The 18,671-nt window shown below is 72.7% G+C and carries 15 protein-coding genes; 12 read left to right on the top strand and 3 right to left on the bottom strand.

Annotated elements, in window-relative coordinates:
- Positions 1–2: 2 nt before the first annotated feature.
- The 3 genes from mshB to ACZ61C_RS45720 are packed head-to-tail and all read left to right on the top strand — an operon-like array spanning position 3 to position 2,021.
- Positions 3–848, top strand: coding sequence for an N-acetyl-1-D-myo-inositol-2-amino-2-deoxy-alpha-D-glucopyranoside deacetylase (mshB, locus tag ACZ61C_RS45730; RefSeq protein WP_465314249.1), 846 nt, complete (start codon positions 3–5; stop codon positions 846–848).
- Entirely contained in the window at positions 845–1,237 is a 393-nt protein-coding gene (locus ACZ61C_RS45725; protein ID WP_465314248.1) for a hypothetical protein, read from the top strand. The genes mshB and ACZ61C_RS45725 overlap by 4 nt, the downstream gene beginning before the upstream one ends.
- Positions 1,230–2,021 carry a hypothetical protein gene (locus tag ACZ61C_RS45720; RefSeq protein WP_465314247.1) on the top strand — a complete coding sequence of 264 codons (792 nt, stop codon included), beginning with the start codon at positions 1,230–1,232 and terminating at the stop codon, positions 2,019–2,021. The genes ACZ61C_RS45725 and ACZ61C_RS45720 overlap by 8 nt, the downstream gene beginning before the upstream one ends.
- A gap of 238 nt (positions 2,022–2,259) precedes the next feature.
- Here ACZ61C_RS45720 and ACZ61C_RS45715 read toward each other — a convergent pair whose 3' ends face one another.
- Entirely contained in the window at positions 2,260–3,021 is a 762-nt protein-coding gene (locus ACZ61C_RS45715) for a site-2 protease family protein (protein ID WP_465314303.1), read from the bottom strand.
- A gap of 261 nt (positions 3,022–3,282) precedes the next feature.
- On the opposite strand from ACZ61C_RS45715, the gene ACZ61C_RS45710 reads away from it, so the two are divergent.
- Positions 3,283–3,570 (top strand): WhiB family transcriptional regulator, encoded by a 288-nt coding sequence (locus ACZ61C_RS45710; RefSeq protein WP_465314302.1) that lies wholly within the window; start codon positions 3,283–3,285, stop codon positions 3,568–3,570.
- Positions 3,571–3,869: 299 nt separating this feature from the next.
- Positions 3,870–7,139 (top strand): glycosyltransferase, encoded by a 3,270-nt coding sequence (locus tag ACZ61C_RS45705; protein WP_465314246.1) that lies wholly within the window; start codon positions 3,870–3,872, stop codon positions 7,137–7,139.
- A gap of 89 nt (positions 7,140–7,228) precedes the next feature.
- On the opposite strand, the gene ACZ61C_RS45700 is transcribed toward ACZ61C_RS45705, so the two are convergent.
- The gene (locus ACZ61C_RS45700) at positions 7,229–7,693 is read right to left on the bottom strand and encodes a metallopeptidase family protein (protein WP_395926432.1); all 465 of its coding nucleotides are present in this window, start codon (positions 7,691–7,693) and stop codon (positions 7,229–7,231) included.
- A 79-nt stretch (positions 7,694–7,772) separates the two neighbouring features.
- Between ACZ61C_RS45700 and ACZ61C_RS45695 the strand changes: the two genes are divergently transcribed.
- The 5 genes from ACZ61C_RS45695 to manA all read left to right on the top strand — a co-directional run bounded on the left by ACZ61C_RS45695 (position 7,773) and on the right by manA (position 12,226).
- On the top strand, positions 7,773–8,129 hold the full coding sequence (locus ACZ61C_RS45695) for a DUF3499 domain-containing protein (protein WP_465314245.1): 357 nt from the start codon (positions 7,773–7,775) through the stop codon (positions 8,127–8,129).
- Positions 8,130–8,209: 80 nt separating this feature from the next.
- The gene (locus ACZ61C_RS45690) at positions 8,210–9,565 is read left to right on the top strand and encodes a phosphomannomutase/phosphoglucomutase (RefSeq protein WP_465314244.1); all 1,356 of its coding nucleotides are present in this window, start codon (positions 8,210–8,212) and stop codon (positions 9,563–9,565) included.
- A 77-nt stretch (positions 9,566–9,642) separates the two neighbouring features.
- Positions 9,643–9,864, top strand: a complete 222-nt coding sequence (locus ACZ61C_RS45685; protein ID WP_465314243.1) for a Trm112 family protein — start codon at positions 9,643–9,645, stop codon at positions 9,862–9,864.
- The gene (locus ACZ61C_RS45680; RefSeq protein ID WP_465314242.1) at positions 9,848–10,942 is read left to right on the top strand and encodes a hypothetical protein; all 1,095 of its coding nucleotides are present in this window, start codon (positions 9,848–9,850) and stop codon (positions 10,940–10,942) included. The genes ACZ61C_RS45685 and ACZ61C_RS45680 overlap by 17 nt, the downstream gene beginning before the upstream one ends.
- 54 nt (positions 10,943–10,996) lie before the next feature.
- Entirely contained in the window at positions 10,997–12,226 is a 1,230-nt protein-coding gene (gene manA / locus ACZ61C_RS45675; protein WP_465314301.1) for a mannose-6-phosphate isomerase, class I, read from the top strand.
- 599 nt (positions 12,227–12,825) lie between these two features.
- Here the strand turns inward: manA and ACZ61C_RS45670 are convergent.
- On the bottom strand, positions 12,826–15,744 hold the full coding sequence (locus ACZ61C_RS45670) for an AfsR/SARP family transcriptional regulator (protein WP_465314241.1): 2,919 nt from the start codon (positions 15,742–15,744) through the stop codon (positions 12,826–12,828).
- A gap of 153 nt (positions 15,745–15,897) precedes the next feature.
- On the opposite strand from ACZ61C_RS45670, the gene ACZ61C_RS45665 reads away from it, so the two are divergent.
- Together ACZ61C_RS45665 and ACZ61C_RS45660 are read left to right on the top strand one after the other, a co-directional pair.
- Entirely contained in the window at positions 15,898–16,815 is a 918-nt protein-coding gene (locus ACZ61C_RS45665) for a cation diffusion facilitator family transporter (protein ID WP_465314240.1), read from the top strand.
- Positions 16,816–16,901: 86 nt separating this feature from the next.
- Positions 16,902–18,428 carry an amino acid permease gene (locus ACZ61C_RS45660; RefSeq protein ID WP_465314239.1) on the top strand — a complete coding sequence of 509 codons (1,527 nt, stop codon included), beginning with the start codon at positions 16,902–16,904 and terminating at the stop codon, positions 18,426–18,428.
- The last annotated feature ends 243 nt before the right edge of the window (positions 18,429–18,671 follow it).

The raw sequence follows: 18,671 nt of genomic DNA, 5'->3' as shown, positions 1-18,671 counted from the left end.
CCGTGATCTCCCCGGTACCGCGCAGGCTGCTCTTCGTCCACGCCCATCCCGACGACGAGAGCATCACCACCGGCGCCACGATCGCACGATACGCCGCCGAGGGGGCCGAGGTGACCGTGGTGACCTGCACGCTCGGTGAGGAGGGTGAGGTCATGGCCGGCCTGCCCGAGCTCGCCGGCCTGGGCGCCTGGGCCGCCGACCAGCTGGGCGGGTACCGCGTCGCCGAGCTGAAGGCCGCGTGCGCCGCGCTGGGGGTGTCACGACATCGTTACCTGGGCGGGATCGGCCGGTGGCGCGATTCGGGCATGGCGGGCACGCCGTCGGCGTCGCACCCGCGGGCGTTCACCGGCGGCTCGCTCGACGAGCAGACCGCGCAGCTCGCCGAGCTGATCGACCAGGTGCGGCCGCAGGTCGTCGTCACCTACGACGCCTTCGGCGGTTACGGCCACCCCGACCACATCCGCGCGCACGAGGTGACGATGGCGGCGGCGACCCGCGCCGAGCCGGTCGTGCGCGTGTTCCACACGGTGGCGGCCAGGAGCGTGACGCACGCCGGGCTGGCCGCGCTGCGGGCCGGCGAGCCGCCCGCCTACCGCGTCCCGCCGGACGACGAGCTGCCGACAACCCCGGACGAAGGGATCACGACGACGCTCGACGTCGCCGCGTACCTCCCGGCGAAGATCGCGGCACTGCGCGCGCACGCGACGCAGCTGACCGTGGTCGACGGCGCCGTCCCGTACTTCGCCCTCACGAACGAGATCGCCCAGCCAATCCCCGCGAAGGACTCCTTCGTGCTGGCCCACGGGCCGGCCGAGGGCGCGGCGGACGACCTGTTCGGCGGGCTGTGACCGTGCCGGAGCCACTGACCCGGGAGCAGTGGCTGCTCCTCGTGCTGCTCGCCTTCGACACCGTGCTGCTCGGCGTGCTGGAGCTGTTCTTCCTGCCGCTGCGGATCGGGGTGGTGCCGGTGCCGGTGACCGTGCTGGTCGGCGCGGTGACGACCCCCTGGCTGGTGGCGACCACGGCGAAGCTGGTGCGTCCCTCTCTTTCGTGGGTACCCCTCGCCGTGTGGGTGCTCGTCGTCTTCGGAGTCGGCATGCTGGGCCCGGGCGGTGATCTCGTGCTGATCCAGGACTGGCGGGCGCTGCTCCTGCTCGGCGCCAGCGCGCTGCCCGGCGCGATGGTGCTCGGCGGCGGGCTGGGCCGGGCGGCGGGAAGGAAACCGGGACGTGGCTGAGGCGATTTCGGACAAGCAGGTCGTGGCGGTGCTGCGGCCGTTCGTGCGGGCGTGCGGGCCGATGCTGGACGCGCTGCGCGAGTCCGACCCGTTCGGACTGCAGGCGCGCGCCCGGCGGGAGGAGACCGACGACCTCGCCGGTGTCGAGTCCGGGCTCAAGGCGAAGCTGATCCACGGCGTGACGTCGGTGAAGGTGCCCGGCACGGCCGCGTGGGCGCGGATGACGGGGTACGACCGGTCGAGCTGGTGGATGAACCGCGTCGGCCGCTTCACGGCGCTGCTGACGTCGATCCCCGGCCTCGGCGGAGCATTGGCCGACCGGCTCCCGGTGCAGGACGCGCTGGGAACGGCGTCCCAGGGGCTGCTGCTGTGCGCGATCGCGGGCGAGTACGGCGTCACCGACGTCGGCACGAGGGTCCGGCTGATCGCGTGGGTGCTCTTCGAGCGCGACGTCGACCCGGACCTGGCGGCGGGCCGGCACCCGGACCACGACGAAGCGGCGGAGGCGGACGAAGCGGCGAAGCTGACCGAGGAGCTGACGGAGTCCGAGAAGAAGCACGGCAAGGCGACGGTGAAGGCGGCGGCAAGCACGCTGTGGCGCCTCGGCCGCGGCCTGCTGGCGATCACGGGCGAGCTGGAGAAGCGCCCCCGCGGCAATTTCCTGCACCGGGCGATCGGCATGCTCCCCGTGGTGGGGGCGGCGGGGGACTACCTCGGTGAGCGTTCGGGCCTGCGGGTGGCTTGGAAGCGCGCACACGTTTGGCTGACGGAGCACCGGGGCTGACCTTCCCCGCCGCCGAGCCCTCGGCGAGGGCGGCTTCGGCACACGCGCGACCGACGGTCTCGCGGGCGTTGACCGCATCCGGGCCGCTTTTGCCGCGTGACGAGGCCTCGCCCGGCCGGTGCCCGGCGCTCGGCTTCGACGGGCTCGTCTGCCCCGCGGCGGTCGCCACTGGTGAGCGCGGCAACTCGGGCCGCGGGCATGCCGTGGAGGCGCGGGTATACGCCGCTGAGTCCCGGCGTCAGTTCCAGAAGCGGAACACGCTCGCCCCGATCTGCGCGCCGTCCACGTAGCCGCCGAACAAGCCGAAGATCGAGTACGCGCCGTCCCACAGAGCCGCGTTCGCCGGCTTGATGAACCACAGGATCGCGAACAGGATGATCGGCGCCCACGGGCGGACCTTCGCGCCGAGCTCGCGCGCCTGCGGGGGCAGGTACGGCTCGATCGCGCCCCAGCCGTCGAGGCCCGGGATCGGGAGGATGTTCAAGATGAACGTCACGATCTGCAGGAGCGCCAGGTAGGAGATCGCGATCACGAGGCCGCCCGACATCGGGACCACCGAGACCACCAGCGCCAGCGCCGCGCCGACCGCGAGGTTGCTCAGCGGGCCGGCCAGTGACACCCACGACGACGTTCCCCGTGAGCGCAGCGCGCCGCGGTTGATCCAGACCGCGCCGCCCGGCAGCGGGATGCCGCCGATGATCAGGAAGACCAGCGGCAGCACGATCGAGAGCACCGGATCGGTGTACTTCCGGACGTCGAGGGTCAGGTAACCCTTGTGGGCGACGCTGTAGTCGCCGCCGCGGTAGGCGACCATCGCGTGGCCGAACTCGTGCAACGACAACGACGCCACCCAGCCGGCGGCGACGAAGATCACCACGCCGGCGATGAGCAGGGGGTCGCGGTCGCGGACGAAGATGGTGTTGATGTCACCGAACGCGGCCATGACGCCACCGGCGACGGTGAGCGCGAGGATGCCGAGGAAGACCGGGCTGGGGCGCACTGCTGACTTCTGCACGCCTCCAGTCTTCCGTATGCCCGGTGTGAAGTTACCGGCGTGTCCCCTTGCGCGATCGGGCCGAAGGGTCCCCCGAACTCGCTACTCCGCTTGACCTGACCGCACTACACGGGTGTAATCACAGTGATGTCATTCGCCGTCGAGGGGACGGCGAGTGTCGTTTCACCACCGCCAGCCTGGGGAGTGCTAGGGAGCGAGGAGGCGGACGTGCGGTTGGAAGCCGATGGGAAGGAATGGGGGCACGTCATGGGTTGGGGCGAGATCCCGGAGCAGGCTCTGGGAGATCTCACCGAGCTCATCGATGCCACCGACGAAGAGCAGGATTGGCAGGAACGCGCTCTGTGCGCGCAGACGGACCCGGAGGCGTTCTTCCCCGAGAAGGGCGGCTCCACCCGTGAAGCCAAGCGGATCTGCCTGGGCTGCGAGGTCAAGGACGAGTGCCTTGAGTACGCGCTGGCCCACGACGAGCGCTTCGGCATCTGGGGCGGTCTGTCCGAGCGGGAGCGCCGGAAGCTGAAGAAACGAGCGATCTAGGGGAGCTGCGAGGGGAGGCGTGTGTTCGCCGAAAGCGCGAACCACTCTCGCGCCTCCCGTGTCTTCTGGGGGTGCAACCCCCAGACCCCGCCCGGGGGCACGCCCCCGGACCCCCTGTGGTTCGGCTGAGCGTGGATCAGCCGGTTCGGTCGGGGTCCTGCTGGTTTGTGTGACGCGCCCGCGTGGTTTCACCGCGTGGGCGCTTTGCATGGCACGCGGTGTGTGTGGGTTCACCATCGGGTGACGGGCCGGGGCCGTAGGGTGGCCGCACCGATCCGTCGCCTGATCTGGAGCGTTTGTTGCCCCGCACCGCCGCGCCGCCCGTCCTGCGCACCGCGCCCGTTCTGGCCATTGTGGTCTGTCACAACGGCGAAAACTGGCTGCCGCTGGCGCTTTCTTCGTTGCGCCGCAGCACGGTCCGGCCGCGGTACGTGCTCGCGGTGGACACCGGCTCGACCGACGCGACCCCGCGCCTGCTCGCCGAGGCGGCCGACCCCGAGTCGGCGGGCCCGGATCCTTCTCCCGTGCTCTCCGGCGTCATCACGCTTTCGAGTGATACCGGCTTCGCCGCCGCGGTCGCCGAAGCCGTCGAGCACGCCACCGAGCGGTGGGGCGGCGACCCGGGATCGTGGCTGTGGCTGCTGCACGACGACTGCGCGCCGGAGCCGGACTGCCTGAAGGAACTGCTGAACGTCGCCACCAAAACGCCGTCGGCGACCGTGCTCGGCTCGCTCGGGCTCGACTGGGCCGACCCGCGGCTGATCGTCGAAGCCGGGTTGTCGACCGACGCGTCCGGGCACCGCCAGCAGGTCGCCGCCACCGGCGAGGAGCCGGCCGAGGTGCTCGCCGTGCCCAGCGCGGGCTCGCTCGTGCGCCGCGACGCCTGGGACGACCTCGGCGGCTTCGACCCGGATTTCCCGCTGCTGCGCGAAGATCTCGACTTCGGCTGGCGCGCGAACGCGGCCGGCGGGCTGGTGCTGTCCGTGCCGGCCGCGCGGGTGCGGCACGCGCGCGCCGTCACGACCGGGCGACGCACGGTCGACGCGGTCACCGGGCCGCTCGCCGTCACGAACCGCGCTCACGGCCTGCGCGTGTTCCTCGTGAACTGCTCGCCGTTTTCCTTCTGGCTGGGGATGATCCGGCTCCCGCTGCTTTCGGTGCTGCGCGCGCTGGCCTTCGTCGTGCTGCGCCGCACCGGCGAAGCGCGCGCCGAGTTCGCCGCCGCGACGTACCTCCTCAGTGGACGCGGCGGATTGCGTGCCGCGCGTGCCCACCGACGGCGGAATCCGCGGCCGGGCACGGTTCGCGGGCTCTTCACCGGACGCTGGACGCGGCTGCGCAACGCCGCTCGCGCGGGTGTCGTCGGCTTGGTGCGCCGGGGCGTGGAGAACGACGTCGCGCTCGGGACCGTGCCCGAAACCGTCGAAACCGAGTCGGCGTGGGTGACGCCGGAAGCGCTCGACGCTCGCGAGACGCGTCCGGTCGGGCCGGACGCCCTGCCCGCGGGCGCGCTGCGCGGGGTCAGCTCACGCGGGTCCGGGCTGCGCCGGCCGGGCACGCTCGTCGCCGTCGCGCTGCCGGAAACCCCGGCGCCCGAACCGGTCGACGTCGCCGAGGAGACGCCCGAGCCCGAGCTCGTTTTTGTCGAGGTGAGCCGGCGGCGCGTGCTCGCCGCGACGATCTTCGCGCCGCCCGTGGTGCTCCTGGTCGTGATGACGGCGTTGGGACTGTTCGTCAACCGGGCCCGCCTCGGGCTCGACCTCTTCGGCGGCAAGCTGCTCCCGGTCGGCGGGCTGGGGGAGCTCTGGGCGTCGTACCTCGCGCCGTGGCACGCGATCGCCGGCGGCACCGGCGCGCCGACGTCCGCGACGCTGCCGGTGCTCGGCACGCTCGGCGCGGTGTTCGCGCCGATCGGCGGCCCGGCCGCGCTGGTCGCGACCCTGCTCCTCGGCGACATCCCGTTGGCCGCGTTGAGCGCGTATGCGGCGACACGACGGCTTCGCGTGCGCAGGTGGGTCCGCGCGGTCGTCGCCGCGACCTACGCGCTGCTGCCGGCCGCGACCGCCGGGGTGGCGCAGGGCCGGCTCGACGTCGTGGTGGTGCACCTGGTGCTGCCGCCGGTCGCCGCGGGCATCGCCGGGCTGCTGGTGCGAGCGGACACGCGGTGGCTGCACGTCTCGGCGCTCTCGGCGTTCGGCGTGGCGCTGCTCGGCGCGTTCTCGCCGCTGGCGCACGGGCTCGCGCTCGCCGGGCTGCTGATCGGGTTCGTCGTGCTGCCCGCGCCGACCGGGCTGGCGCGCCGGATCGCGTCGGTCGGGATCGTGGTGCTGGTGCCGCTCGCGCTGCTGCTGCCGTGGCCGACGGTGCTGCTCCGGCACCCGGAGCTGCTCGTGCAGGGACTCGGCGGCGCGGCCGCGACGGTGTCCGGCACCGACCTGGCCGGGCTCGACCCGGGCGGCGCGGGCGCGTGGCCGGTGGGGGTCGTGGTGATCGCGGCGGCGCTGGTGGCGCTGGTCGTCCGGCCGACGAAGCTCGCCGCGGGCGGCCTCGCGCTGGGTGCGCTGGGCGCGGGCGGCCTGGTCGTGGTGCGGCTGGTGACGGCGACGCCGCTGCAGGGCGGCGTGGCGACGCACGGCCACGCGGGGGTGCCGCTGCTGATCGTCGGCGCGGGGCTGCTGTGGGTGGTGCTCGGTTCGTGGCAGCGCGGCGGTGCGGCCGGGATGCCGGCGACGTGGCTGCCGAAGGTGTTCGCGGCGGCCGGGGTCGTGGTGTTCCTGGCGCTGGCGGCGAGCGCGGTGGCGGTCGGCGGCCAGGGCCCGCTGCGCGCGGGCGCCCGGCCTTCGCTCGCGCCCGAGGTGACGGCGGAGCTGTCGGCGTCCGGCCGTTCGGTGCTCGACCTGGCGCCGGACGCGACGCGCCAGATCGGCGGCCGGCTGCCCCACTACGGCGACGACGAACTGGCTCCGACCCCCGGCACCCCGGCCCGGCTGGCCGCCTGGCGTCGCGACCTCGGCCAGGGCGACGCGGCGGCAGTGCAACGCACGTTCGCCGCGGCGGCGGCCGCGGGGGTGCAGTACGTGGTCCTGCCGGCGGGCGTCGACCCGCAGGCGTACCCGCCGCTGGCGAAGGAAATGGTGTCGGTCGCCGCCCCGACGTCCGACGGCCGCGGTGTGCTCCGCCTGCTTCCCCCGGCGGGCCAGGTGATCCTGATCTCGCCGGAGCAGGCGAAAGCGGCGGTCACGGGCGGTGGAGCGCCGGGGAGCGCCCCGGGCGTGGCGCCGGTGCAGGCGGGCCTGCCGGACGTCCGGGTCCGCGTGTCGGACGGCCCGACCGGGCGACTGCTGGTGCTGGCCGCCGAGCAGGAAGCGGGCTGGAAGGCTTCGGTGGGCGGCAAGAGCGTGCCGATCGTGCCGGCCTGGGGGCACCAGGTGGCGGTGTCGGTGCCGCCGACGTCGTCGGAGGTGACGGTGGAGTACCCGGGGACGGAACGGAACCTGCTGCTGCTGGCCCAGCTGGCGGCGGTGCTGTTCACACTGCTGACGGCGGTCCCGGCGCGCCGCCGGCGGTGACGCCCCAAGGCGGCCTTGGGTGCGTCAGACGCACCGAAGGCCGCCTTGGGTGCGTCAGACGCAACGAATGTGGCCTTGGGGCGCTCGGGTCACTCGCCCTCGATGACGTCCGGTTCCACGCCCAGATACCCCGCCACCTGCTCCACCAGCACGTCGTGCACCAGCTCGGCCAGCTCGGACGGATCCTTCGCCCGGGCCTCCAACGGCCGCCGGTACAACACGATCCGCGCCCGTGTGGGCATCCCGGTCCGGTCCACCCCGGCCGGCACCAGCCGTGACAACGGCACCGCGCCGTCGTGCAGGACCCCGTCCGAAGGCGCCCGCCCGTTCTCGCGGACCTCCGGCACGTCGTCGACCGCCACATCGAGCTTCGTCAGCTCGTGGCGCCAGCGGGCCTCGATCGGTTCCAGCGCGTCGAGCACCAGCGCGTCGAACCGCTCCGCGCGGCTCGCGGCGGCGGGCAGGGTCGCCGGGTACAGCGTCCCGCGCAGGCCCCGGCCGTGCCGGTCCCGTCGCAGGCGCCGCCGTTGTCGGTAGTCACGAGCCGTCGCCACCCCGGAAGTCTATGCGGTCCGCACGTCCCAGCGCGTGTCGCTCCTCCTAGCTTGCGGCGACGCGCTATCGTTTCCGATCGTGCGGAGCGTACGGAAGTGTTCGCGTACCGGCTGTCTCGAGCCGGCTGTGGCCACGCTGACGTATGCCTACAGCGACTCCACCGCCGTCGTCGGCCCGCTTGCCACCGCCTCCGAGCCCCATTCGTACGACCTCTGCGAAGCCCACGCGCTGCGGCTGACCGTCCCCAAGGGCTGGGAAGTCGTCCGCCACGAAGGCGCCTTCGCCGCTCCGGACCCGTCGGCCGACGAGCTGACCGCGCTGGCCGAGGCCGTCCGCGAGGCGGGCCGGTCGGACCAGCCCGCGCCGCCGGTGACCGAGCCGGACGGGCCTTCGGGGCGCCGCGGCCACCTCCGGGTGCTCCCCGGTCGCGCCTGAGCGCGTCACCCACCTCCGCCGCCGGTAGGCTTTCCGCGCGGCGCAGCGGGCGCCGGGACGACTATTCGCGGGGAGACGGCGTGCCAGACCTTTCGGGCATCGTGAAGGCCTACGACATTCGCGGCGTGGTCGGCGAGCAGCTCGACGCGGACCTCGTCCGGTCCTTCGGTGCCGCGTTCGCCCTGCTCATCAAGCCCGAGGCGCCGTCGGTGGTGATCGGCCACGACATGCGCGACTCCTCGCCCGGCCTGGCCGCGGCCTTCGCCGACGGCGTGACCTCGCAGGGCCTCGACGTCGTCAGCATCGGCCTGGCGAGCACCGACGAGCTGTACTTCGCGTCGGGCTCGCTGAACATGCCGGGCGCGATGTTCACCGCGAGCCACAACCCGGCCAAGTACAACGGCATCAAGCTGTGCCGCGCCGGCGCATCGCCGGTCGGCCAGGACACCGGGCTCGCCGAGGTCCGCGACACCGTCGAGCAGGGCGTGCCCGAGTTCGAGGGGCAACGCGGGAGCGTGTCCGAGCGGGACGTCCTCACCGAGTACGCCGCCTACCTGCGCAACCTCGTCGACCTGTCCGGCAGCCGGCCGCTGAAGATCGTCGTCGACGCCGGGAACGGCATGGGCGGGCACACCGTCCCGACCGTCTTCGACGGGCTGCCGATCGAGGTCCTGCCGATGTACTTCGAGCTCGACGGCACCTTCCCGAACCACGAGGCCAACCCGCTCGACCCGAAGAACATCGTCGACCTGCAGGCGAAGGTGCGCGAGGTCGGCGCGGACGCCGGCGTGGCCTTCGACGGCGACGCCGACCGCTGCTTCATCGTCGACGAGCGGGGCGAGCCGGTTTCGCCGAGCGCGATCACCGCGCTGGTCGCGGTGCGCGAGCTGGCCAAGGACCCGGGCGGCACGATCATCCACAACCTGATCACGTCCAAGGGTGTGCCGGAGATCGTCGCCGAGCACGGCGGCAAGCCGGTCCGCACGCGCGTCGGGCACTCGTTCATCAAGGCCGAGATGGCCAAGACCGGCGCGATCTTCGGCGGCGAGCACTCCGCGCACTACTACTTCCGCGACTTCTGGCGTGCCGACACCGGCATGCTGGCGGCGCTGCACGTGCTCGCCGCGCTCGGCGAGCAGGCCGGCCCGCTGTCGGAGCTGACCAGCGCGTACTCGCGCTACGCCGCTTCGGGTGAGATCAACTCGACCGTGGACGACCAGGTCGCGAAGATGATGGCGGTCAAGGACAGCTTCGGGACCCGCTCCGGCGTCGAGCTCGACGAGATGGACGGCCTGACCGTGCAGCTGCCGGGCGGCGCCTGGTTCAACCTGCGCCCGTCGAACACCGAGCCGCTGCTGCGGCTCAACGTCGAAGCCGCCAACGCCGAGGCCGTGCAGGGGCTGGTGGACGAAGTACTCGCGATCATCCGCAGCTGACCCCGTCCACGATGAAGGGACGAACTGTGTCCTGAAGGTGCCCTTCATCACACCTCTCTGCGTGGTATGGAGGAACCATGGCCATCACGCTCGACGCCCAGCTCCTCGAGATCCTGGCGTGCCCGTCGCCCGATCACGCCCCGTTGCGCCCCGGGGCGCCGGACGACCCCGAGGCCGACGCGCTGACCTGCACCGAGTGCGGCCGGGTGTACCCGGTCCGTGACGGGATCCCGGTGCTGCTCCTCGACGAGGCCACCCGTCCCGGCGACACCGGAAACTCCGATGCCGACAGTGCTTGACGACTCGCTGCTCGACGACCCCGGGCGGCTGGCCGAGGCCGACAGCTCGGGGCTCCTCCGGGCCGCCGCGATGGCGGGCGCCCAGGTGCGCGCGACCGCGGAGATGGCCGCTGAGCTGGAGCTGTCCGAGCGGCTCGACGTCGGCCGTCCGCGGTCGGTCGTGCTGATCGACCGGCCCGGGGTGAGCCGGACGCTCACCCGGCTGCTCGCGGCGCTGCTGGCCCCGTCGTGCCCGGTCCCGGTCGTCGTCGCCGAAGTGGTGCCGAGCTGGATCGGCGCGCTCGACGTCGTCTTCGCGCACACCGACGACGCCGGCGACCGCGAGCTCGCCGCGTCGCTGGAACGCGCCGCGCGCTTCGGCGCTTCGGTGGTGCTCTCCGCCCCGTCGGACGGGCCGGTGGCGGCCGCCGTGGCGGGCAAGGGCCTGCTGCTGGCGCCGCGCATCCCGGTGCCGCCGGAGCTGGCGTTCCCGCGCGGCCTGGCCGCCGGGCTGCTCACCGCGAACGCGCTGGGCCTGCTCGTCTCGGACGTCCAGGCGCTGGCCGACCAGCTCGACCTGGAAGCCGAAAAGGACTACCTCGCGCGGGAGTCGTTCGCGAACCCGGCGAAGGCGCTCGCGCTGCGCGTCGCCGACCACGTGCCCCTGCTGTGGGGGCTCGACCCGGTGGCGGTCGCCGTCGGCGAGCACGCTGCGCACGCGTTCGCGGCCCACGCGGCCACGGTGTGTGACGTTGAAGACTATCGGCAGGCACTCGCGCGTCCCGCGTTGCGGCGGGCGGCACAATCGGGCGGCCGGGAGCGTGACATCTTCGCCGATCCGGACGATTCCTCTGGTGAAATCCAGACTCGGGTGCTGCTTCTCTCGGTGCGAACCGGTCCGGCGACGGACGCGGCGCGGTTCCAAGCGGAGGACCTGCTGCCCGGGGCGGACGTCATCGCGCCGGCCGAGGAGATCGAAGCCGACGAAATTGTGCGGGCCGCGGTGCTGGCGCTGCGGTTCGAACTGGCGGCGGTCTATCTCGGGCTGGCGGCGGGCAGCATCGGCGGCGCGGGCCGCTTCGCACCCGCCACGGCGTGAGACGCGCCGAGCACCGGCGCCGGCCGGTGCCGAAGGAGTGGAGTTGAGGTGACAGTGGAGCTGCTGCGCAACGCGGTGCGGCCCTACGCCTGGGGATCGCGGACGGCGATCCCCGAGCTGCTGGGCCGCCCGGTACCCGCGCCGCACCCCGAGGCCGAACTGTGGATGGGCGCCCACCCGGGTGACCCGTCGCACGTCATCGGCCCCGACGGGACCGAGCGGAGCCTGCTCGAGCTGGTCGACGCCGACCCGGTGCGTCAGCTCGGCGAGCGCTGCGCGAAGCGGTGGGGTGGGCGGCTGCCGTTCCTGCTGAAGATCCTCGCCGCGGAGGAGCCGCTGTCGATGCAGGCGCACCCGTCGGCGGCGCAGGCCGCGGAGGGGCACGCCCGCGAGGAGAAGCTGGGCATCCCGCGGGAGGCGGCGAACCGCAACTACCCGGACCCGACGGCGAAGCCGGAGCTGGTCTGCGCGCTGACGGAGTTCCACGCGCTGGCGGGGTTCCGCGAGCCGGAGCGCACGGTGAAGCTGCTGAAGGCGATCGAGACGCCGGGGCTGGCGAAGTACACCGGGCTGATCGAGGCGCAGCCGGACCCGTCCGGGCTGCGGGCGCTGTTCACGACGTGGATCACGCTGCCCCAGGCGTCGCTCGACTCGCTGCTGCCGGAGGTGCTGGACTCGTGCGTCCGGCACGTCCAGGAGCACGGCGAGTTCGCGGTCGAGTGCCGGACGATCCTCGAGCTGGGCGAGACGCACCCGCGGGACGCGGGCGTGCTGGCGGCGTTGCTGCTGAACCGGCTGACGCTGCGCACGGGCGAGGCGATCTACCTGCCGGCCGGCAACCTGCACCTGTACCTGCACGGCACGGCCGTGGAGATCCTGGCGAACTCGGACAACATCCTCAGGTGCGGTCTGACGCCGAAGCACGTCGACGTCCCGGAGCTGCTGCGCGTGGTCGACTTCGCGTTCGGCGAGATGCCGGTCCAGTGCGGTGACACGGGCGAGCGCCTTTCGGTGTATCGCACCGACGCGCCGGAGTTCGAGCTGTCCCGCGTCGAGTGGGCGGCGGGCCAGGACGACGAGATCTCGGTCGACAGTGCGGGCCCCCAGATCCTGCTGTGCACGGCGGGCGACCTGCTGGTGACGGCCGACGACGGCGAGAAGGTCGAGCTGCGCCGCGGCCAGTCGGTCTGGCTGCCGGCGGCGGATCCGCCGGTGCGGGTCCGCGCCGTGGGGGGCGCGCGGTCCCAGCTGTTCCGCGCCACTGCGGGGACTTGCGAGGACTGACCCGGGTTCGTTCGGAAGCCACCACCGGTCGCACCGGCGGTGGCTTTCGTTGTTTCACGGGGCGGCGGTTCTGTGTGCGTTCCGTGTGGCGGCATCGGGAACCATCAACACCAAGGGGGGACCCTGGTGCGCCGACGCGCGCAGCCGGTCCGCTGGGGGTGGCGCCGGACGGCAACGCCCGGCGCCCATGGGCTGAGGGTGGTGCCGCGAGGGGGCGGCACCACCCAGCTCGGGGCTTGAGGGGAGGCGGGGCGGTCGCGGGCGGTCCGGTGTGGTCGGGGACGGATCTCGCGCGGTTGGGCCAGGGCTGGCGCAGCTCCCGCAGGTAGTGCTTGCTCAGCGCGTCCCGCGCCGCGGCGAGGGCGGGGGTGGGCCGCACGTGATCAGGGGCGAGTCTGGCGTGACTGCGGGCGGAACTCGCGTGATTGGCGGCGGATCCGGCGTGATTGGGGACGGATCTCGCGTGATCGGGACCGGCCTGGAGTGGCTGGGGACGGATCTGGCGTGATTGAAGGCGGATCTCGCGTGATCGGGGAGGCATCTCGCGTGATTGGAGGGGCATCACGCGTGATTGGAGGGTCGACACGGCCGTCGGCGGGTCAGACTGGGGCTGTTAAGGCGAGTAGGGCCTGGCGTAGGACGGCCGCGCTTGCGTCGCGCGGGTCGGTCAGGTTTGCCGCTTCAGTGGCCGCCTCCAGGGCGCCCGCAGCGTCGCCGGTTGCCTTGCAGGCCTGCTGGAGGACCAACCACGTCAGGCCCGTCGCGGACTTTCCGCCCATCTCGCGGAACTCGGCCAGACACGCCCGCAGGACCGGGATCGCCTGCGCCGCCCGGCCTTCGCCGATCCAGCTCGCCGCCAGGGCGCGGGTGCACGACAGCTCGCGGGGCCGTTCGTCCAGCTCCCGCGCCAGCTCACGGGCCTCGCCGAACGCCGTTGTCGCTCGGTCGCGGGACCCCGTCGCCGCCGAGATCGCGCCCAGTGTGCGTAGTGACTTCGCCAGGGCCGAGCGGGCCATCGAGCCGCGCAGCAGGTCGACCGACTCCGTGATCGCCGTGGTCGCCGCGGCGCCGTCGCCGGTCAGCAGGGACGACCACGCGAACCCGTGCAGCGCCGTGCCGATCTGGCGCGGGTCACCTGCTTCGCGCGCCGAAGCCACGGCCAGCCGGTCGACCTCCCGGGCTTCGGCCACCCGGCCGAGCCGCAACAGGGCCGCCGACTCCGCGGTGCGCACCAGAAGAGCCTCCGGCTGACCGTCCACAGTGAACAGTTCGCGAGCGTCCGCGGCGGTCTGCAACGCTTCTTCCGCACGTCCCAGCCCGATCAGGCAATGCGCCAGGTTCGCCAAGACCCAGGCGTGCGTATGACGATCCCCCTGCGCTTCAAGCTCTTTCGCACAATCACGGTACGCCGACGCAGCCTCCTCATACTGCCCGCGCGCGTGCCGCAGCAGGGCCAAGATCGCCGCTGCCCGAAGGTCTTCCGTGGCCGCCAACACCGTTTCGTACGCCGCGCGCATGTCGGTGTAATGGCCGTGCAGGTACAGGTACACGCTGAGCTTGTCCAGCAGCAGCAACGCTTCCCGCGCGTCCAACGTCCCGACGAGCAGCAGGAGGTTCGCCCGCTCGGCCGCGAACCACTCGTCCGGACGCTCGAGCAGCCGCGCCACCAGCGCGCCGGGCAACGGCTGCGCGAGCGGCTCGTGGGTCATCGGCGGCATCGGCACCGTGCGCGGCAGGCGGGCCGCGGCCGCGTCGGCGAGAGCCAGCGTCGCCGCGAGCACCGTCGCCTCGCCACCTCGCTCCGGCGGCCCTTCCGCCGCGTACAACCGGACGAGGTCGTGCATCCGGTACCGGCCCTCGCCCGTCCCGTCCGGGCCGCGCGCCTCCAGCAGGCTCGCCTCGACGAGCTCTTCGACGGCCTCGTCGGCGTCCGGGTCGTCGACCAGCGTGGTGACCGCCCAGGCCGGGAGGTCGGCCAGCCGGCACCGGCCGAGCAGCCGGAACGCGCGCCGCGCCGGTGGCCGCAGACCCTCGTAGCTCAGTGCGATGCTGCTGCGCACGGCCAGGTCGCTGACGGTCAGCTCGTCGAGCCGGCGGACCTCGTCCTCGAGCCGGTCGGCCAGCTCGCCGAGCCGCAGGTGCGGGCGGATGGCCAGCCGGCTGCCCGCGATCCGCAGGGCCAGCGGCAGCCGCGCGCACGCCGCGACGATCCGGACGGCGTCGGCGCGCTCCCGGCCGGCCCGCTCGCCCGCCAGCCGGTTCAGGAGCGACGCCGCGTCGTCCTCCGACAGCGGTCCGAGGGGCAGCCGGTGCGCGCCGGCCAGCCCGCTCAACCGGCGCCGGCTCGTCACGAGCACCGCGCAGCCCGGCGTGCCCGGCAGCAGCGTGCGGACGGGCCCGGGGTCGACGGCGTCGTCGAGCACCACCAGCACCCGCCGGTCGGTGAGCCGGCCGCGGAACGCCGCCGCGCGCGCCCCGACGTCGTCCGGCACCGCCGGGCCGGGCACCCCGAGCGCGCGCAGCAGGTCGGCGAGCACCGCGCCGATGTCGCGGCCCGCCAGCGGCACGTACAGCTGGCCGTCCGGGAAGCGCGCCCGCAGCCGGTGCGCGGCCCGCACGGCCAGGGTGCTCTTGCCCGCGCCCGGCTCGCCGCTCAGCACCGCGACGGGGACGCGCTGCCCGTCGCTCAGCACGTCCGCGAGCTCGGCCAGCTCGGCGTCACGCCCGGTGAAGTCCCCGATGTCCGGCGGCAGCTGGCAGACCGGCCACACCGGCGGCGGCATCCGCGGCACGGGGTCTTCACCCCGCAGGACGGCCGCGTGCACCCGGCGGGCCTCCGCGCCGGGCTCGACCCCGAGCTCGTCGATCAACGTGGTCCGCAGCCGCCGGTAGACCTCGAGCGCGTCCCCCTGCCGCCCGGCGCGGTGCAGCGCGATCATCAGCTGCGCGGCCGGCCGCTCCCGCAGCGGGTGCTCGGTGATCATGGCCTGCAGCTCGCCGGTCAGCTCCCCGTGCCGGCCGGCGGTGAGCTCGGCGTCGACGCAGTCCTCGAAGACGGCCAGGCGTTCGGACTCCAGCCGCGCGACGTCGGCGTCGAGCCGCGGCACGTGCAGCCCGGCCAGCACCGGCCCCCGCCACAACCCGAGCGCCCGCCGGTAGTGCCCCGCCGCGGTGAGCGCGTCCCCGGCGCGGCGCCCTTCGGCGACGGCTTCCCGGAAGCCGAGCAGGTCCAGCTCTTGCGGCTCGACGCGCAGCCGGTAGCCGGGCGGCCCGTGGTCGACGCGCAGGCCGTCGATCCGGTCGCGCAGCCGCGAGAGGTAGGTGTGCAGGTTCGACGTCCACGACTTCGGTGGCCGCTCCGGCCACAGCGCCTCGACCAGCACGTCGACGTGGACGTGCTGGTTGGCGTTGAGCAGCAGCACGGCCAGCAGCGTGCGCTGGCGATCGCCGCGCAGGACCGGCCACTGGCCCGGCGGGCTCTCGACCGCGAGCGGACCGAGCACGGCGAAGTGCGCCATGTCACCTTCCCCCAGTCTGGTGAGCAGGGAAAGTCACGGTAGCGGAGGGGTACGACAGAAACGGCGCTCCGGTCGACCCGGCCGGTGACGACCGACCGGGGCTGCTCCCATTACGCTCCACCCGGACATTCAGGACCAACCAGGGGAGCGGTCGTGTCAGCTGGAGGCGGAACCAAGGCGATCATCGCCGCGCTCGCGGCGAACGCCGGAATCGCGGCCGCGAAGTTCGCCGGCTTCCTCGTCACCGGGTCGTCGTCGATGCTCGCGGAGTCCGTGCACTCGCTGGCCGACACCACCAACCAGGGCTTGCTGCTGCTCGGCCAGAAGACGTCGAAGCGCGCGGCCGACCAGGAACACCCCTTCGGGTACGGCCGCGACCGGTACTTCTACTCCTTCATCGTCGCGCTGATGCTCTTCACCCTCGGCTCGGCCTTCGCGATCTACGAAGGCGTCCACAAGGTCGGCCACCCCGAACCGCTCGACGCGCCGATCGTCGCGGTGATCATCCTGGTCGTCGCGGTCGGCCTGGAGGGCTACAGCTTCTACACCGCCGTCGGCGAGTCGAGGAAGATCAAGGGCAACACGAGCTGGTGGGGCTTCATCCGCCAGGCCAAGGAGCCCGAGCTCCCCGTGGTGCTGCTGGAGGACGCCGGGGCGCTGATCGGGCTCGTCTTCGCCCTCCTCGGCGTCGGGCTTTCGGTCGTCACCGGCAACCCGGTCTGGGACGGCGTCGGCACCCTCGCGATCGGCGCGCTGCTGGGCGTCATCGCGATCATCCTCATCGTCGAGATGAAGAGCCTGCTCATCGGCGAAGGCGTCACCGAAGGGGTCCTCGCGACGATCGTCGACGAGCTCGCCGCGGGCAAGGTCGAGCGGGTCATCCACATCCGCACGCAGTACATGGGCCCGGACGAGCTGCTGGTCGCGGCGAAGCTGGCCATGGTGCCCGGCCTCGACACCGCCGAGCTGGCCACGGCCATCGACGACGCCGAGGCCCGCGTGCGCGCCAAGGTGCCGGTCGCGAAGCTGATCTACCTCGAACCGGACCTCGACCGCAGTCTCGCGCGGTAGGGTCGCGCGCTCGGCGAGCCGTCACGCTCCTGACCCGATAGGGTGACCTACTGCGATACATGCAGGCCAGCCGCAGGAGGTCAACGGTGCCCGGAACGGGATTGTGGCGCACTAAATCCATCGAGCAGTCCATTTCGGACACCGACGAGCCGGACACCAAGCTCCGGCGGAACCTGAGCGCCTGGGACCTCACGGTCTTCGGTGTCGCGGTCGTGATCGGCGCGGGCATCTTCACGCTCACCGCCCGCGCGGCCGGTGACTACGCGGGCCCGTCGGTCTCGCTCGCGTTCGTGTTCGCCGCGATCGCGTGCGCGCTGGCGGCGCTCTGCTACGCGGAGTTCGCCTCGACGGTGCCGGTCGCGGGCAGCGCGTACACGTTCTCCTACGCCACGTTCGGCGAGTTCATGGCGTGGATCATCGGCTGGGACCTGATCCTCGAGCTTGCCGTCGGCGCCGCCGCCGTGTCGAAGGGCTGGTCGGTCTACCTCGAAACGGTGCTGGGCTACCTGTTCGGCAAGGGTGCGAAGACGACGTTCGACATCGGCAGCGTCACGGTCGACTGGGGCGCGCTGGTCGTCGTGGCGATCCTGACGACGCTGCTCGCCGTCGGAACCAAGCTGTCTTCGCGGGTCTCGATGGTGATCACCGGCATCAAGGTCGCCGTGGTGCTGTTCGTGATCATCCTCGGCATCTTCTACATCAAGGGCGCCAACTACTCGCCGTACGTCCCGCCGGGCTCGACCGGCGGCTCCGGCGAGACCGGCGTCGACCAGTCGCTCTTCTCGCTGATCGCGGGCGGCGCGAGCAGCTCGTACGGGGTCTTCGGGCTGCTGGCCGGCGCCTCGCTGGTGTTCTTCGCGTTCATCGGCTTCGACATCGTGGCGACCACCGCGGAGGAGACGAAGAACCCGCAGAAGTCCGTGCCGCGCGGCATCTTCGGCTCGCTGATCATCGTCACCGTGCTGTACGTCGCGGTCTCGCTCGTGGTCGTCGGCATGACGTCGTACAAGGACCTGGCCACCTCGGCGGGCGACGGCAGCCACAAGACGCTCGCCACGGCGTTTTCCGCGAACGGCGTCGACTGGGCGGCCAACCTCATCTCCTTCGGCGCGCTGGCCGGCCTGACCACCGTCGTCATGGTGCTGATGCTCGGCCAGGTCCGGATCATCTACGCGATGTCCCGCGACGGCTTGATGCCGCGCGGCCTGGCGAAGACGGGCGAGCACGGCACGCCCAAGCGCGCGACGCTGATCGTCGGTGGCCTGGTCGCCCTCGCGGCGACGTTCTTCCCGGCCGACAAGCTCGAAGAGATGGTCAACGTCGGCACGCTCTTCGCGTTCGTGCTGGTGTCGGCGGGCGTCCTGGTGCTGCGCAAGACGCGGCCCGACCTGCCCCGCGCGTTCAAGGTGCCGCTGGTGCCGCTGATCCCGATCCTGGCCATCCTGGCCTGCCTCTGGCTGATGCTGAACCTGACCGTGCTGACCTGGCTGCGGTTCATCGTGTGGATGGTGATCGGCGTGGTCCTCTACTTCGCCTACAGCCGCCGCCACTCGCTGCTCGGCAAGCGGCAGGCGGACGGCGTCGAAGCGCCCGCCAAGGCGCCGGACGCCTAGCTTCACCCACTCGATCGTGGTGGCCCCGCCGACCTTTGTTCACGCAGTTCGGCGGGGCTTTTTGCGGATCTGTGCGGACCGGTCAGCGGATGACGATCTTGCTTTTTGTGCCTAAAAGGGGACCCCGTGTAGCGGGCGAAGTGACGTGCGATACCTTTCGATCCTTCGTGTGGCACCGATGGGTGAATTACAGCAGCGTGATTCAACCGTCGGTAGCGACGCGATCACAGATTTCGCAGGTTC

This window comes from Amycolatopsis sp. NPDC104587 (genome assembly GCF_055583645.1).
The sequence above is the reverse complement of the archived record's forward strand: the minus strand, read 5'-3'. Positions and strand labels throughout refer to the sequence as shown.